This window comes from Xenorhabdus sp. BG5 (assembly GCF_015163665.1).
In the GTDB taxonomy this organism is placed as follows: domain Bacteria; phylum Pseudomonadota; class Gammaproteobacteria; order Enterobacterales; family Enterobacteriaceae; genus Xenorhabdus.
This window is the reverse complement of sequence record NZ_JADEUG010000069.1, coordinates 1-1,643: the sequence shown is the minus strand read 5'-3', so window position 1 is coordinate 1,643 and position 1,643 is coordinate 1. Positions and strand designations below refer to the sequence as shown.

The window sequence follows — 1,643 nt, the reverse complement described above, 5'->3', positions numbered from 1 at the left end:
AGCTAAAGAGAAAGCATTTTTAACGCAGCTCCGGCGCGCTTGCAACACGCCGAAGTTGCTCACCACAACCAACTATTGAGGAGTTGAATGATGGCTAAGGCGCATTCTAAGTAAAACCGTGCCGTAAATAAAGCGACGAAAACAGAACGTTATTACACCGTGGGATACGTGCCGCAAAACGGCAGGCCGAACCCCAGACCCGCGATAAATTTAGCGGGAAGATGGCTTAAACAGGCTGGATTCGATATTGGCGGCACACTGACGGTTAAAATTATGGCGGGCTGTCTGGTGCTTATTCCTGACAGCGACGAGACCCGCACTATCCGGCAACAGTACCAGCGCCAGCAAGACCAGCTCAGTGAGATCAAACTGCGAATGCGGGAACTGCTTGGCGACTACAAAAGCAACTAAGGACAGGGAGTGAGCTGTTCTTAAAAAAAGAACAAAGCCGGAAGATCATGGAGATCTTTCCGGCTATTTTATTAAAATAAAGAAGAAAGTTTTTCTAAATAGTCAATATCATCAATGACCCAATACTTTTCGTTTTTAGGCAAAATACTTTCATCAAATTGACGCATAAAATCAACAAACTCACCATTCCAACCATCTGGAACATATCTTTCTACAGGTATTTTTCCTGGGTATGGATAACATGCACTTAATTTTTTTGAATCAAAATCAATGAATGCCATTGGAAACAGTTCGTGAGAGTCCCACCAAGAAGAAGAGTCTTGTATTTTTTCTTTGAATTCCTTTAGTTTTTTATTATCAACCTTAAAAGGCAAAATGCTTTCAAGAAATTTTTCTTTAGTATCATCATTAACAATTAAAATACCAAATCGATCATCGGCACTGTCTTCTGGACAAGCTATGCCATTGTCAACAAAATCTCTATGCCATTTTTGTCTATCCAGCACCCATATCTCTCTGTCGGCTTGATACCAAGTAATAATGTTATCCTTCTTTATTGCAACAACAACATTATCATCGGCTAATAAATCATCATCTTCCTCGAACATATAACCACCTTAATTTATTTTTTTACTTTTCCAGAACCGGGAACAGCATTTTCTTCTAACCACTTAGTCCACACTTTAGGGAATTCGTATGAGTCACCGGGGGTTGTTGGATCTACTATTTTAGGTGCCATTCCCTTCTGATTTAATGGATTTGTTTTATAACCTTTTTGCGGAATGGCATTTTCCTTAATAAATTCGTTAAGCCATTTAGGTATTTCAAATGAAACGATTTCAGCATCTCCCCCCCTAATATTCTTAAAGTGCTCAGCATGTTTAGTATCACCAATACTAATATTTAAAGTGGCATTTTGAATTTTAGGGTTTCCTGCGTCATCTACTCTTATTCGGTGATGACTTGCATTGGGAGGTATTCCTCCTTGAACCCTAAACACTGTGACGGTATCCCCAGCATCTCCTTTATTGCCGAATCCACCTGCCAACCCATAGGGGTCAATCCAATTAGAGGGGTTATGCACATATCCGTAAGGATTAAGGCCACCTTTCAGCCCTATGGGGTCTTAGGAACGATTCCGGTGCGGTCATACTTTTTTAAGCGATTTTTTCTTTGACTATCAGCTTGTTAAAGAACCATTTTTACCTGTTCCGCCCATCCCCGCGAACCTA

Annotated in this window: 2 protein-coding genes and 2 pseudogenes; 1 reads left to right on the top strand and 3 read right to left on the bottom strand. The window is 40.6% G+C overall.

All coding sequences use genetic code 11. The annotated features are described in order from the left end of the window. Positions 1 to 156 precede the first annotated feature (156 nt). Positions 157 to 411 (top strand): annotated as a pseudogene (locus IQ209_RS17795) (SymE family type I addiction module toxin); the annotation flags it as partial. A 71-nt stretch (positions 412 to 482) separates the two neighbouring features. On the opposite strand, the gene IQ209_RS17790 reads toward IQ209_RS17795, so the two are convergent. From IQ209_RS17790 to IQ209_RS18830, 3 genes and pseudogenes are all read right to left on the bottom strand, one after another. Further along, the gene (locus IQ209_RS17790; protein ID WP_193852515.1) at positions 483 to 1,019 is read right to left on the bottom strand and encodes a hypothetical protein; all 537 of its coding nucleotides are present in this window, start codon (positions 1,017 to 1,019) and stop codon (positions 483 to 485) included. A 14-nt stretch (positions 1,020 to 1,033) separates the two neighbouring features. After that, the gene (locus tag IQ209_RS17785) at positions 1,034 to 1,459 is read right to left on the bottom strand and encodes a hypothetical protein (RefSeq protein ID WP_193852514.1); all 426 of its coding nucleotides are present in this window, start codon (positions 1,457 to 1,459) and stop codon (positions 1,034 to 1,036) included. Continuing rightward, positions 1,454 to 1,537, bottom strand: a pseudogene (locus IQ209_RS18830) (RHS repeat-associated core domain-containing protein); the annotation flags it as partial. The pseudogene IQ209_RS18830 and the gene IQ209_RS17785, both read right to left, overlap by 6 nt. Between the last annotated feature and the right edge of the window lie 106 nt (positions 1,538 to 1,643).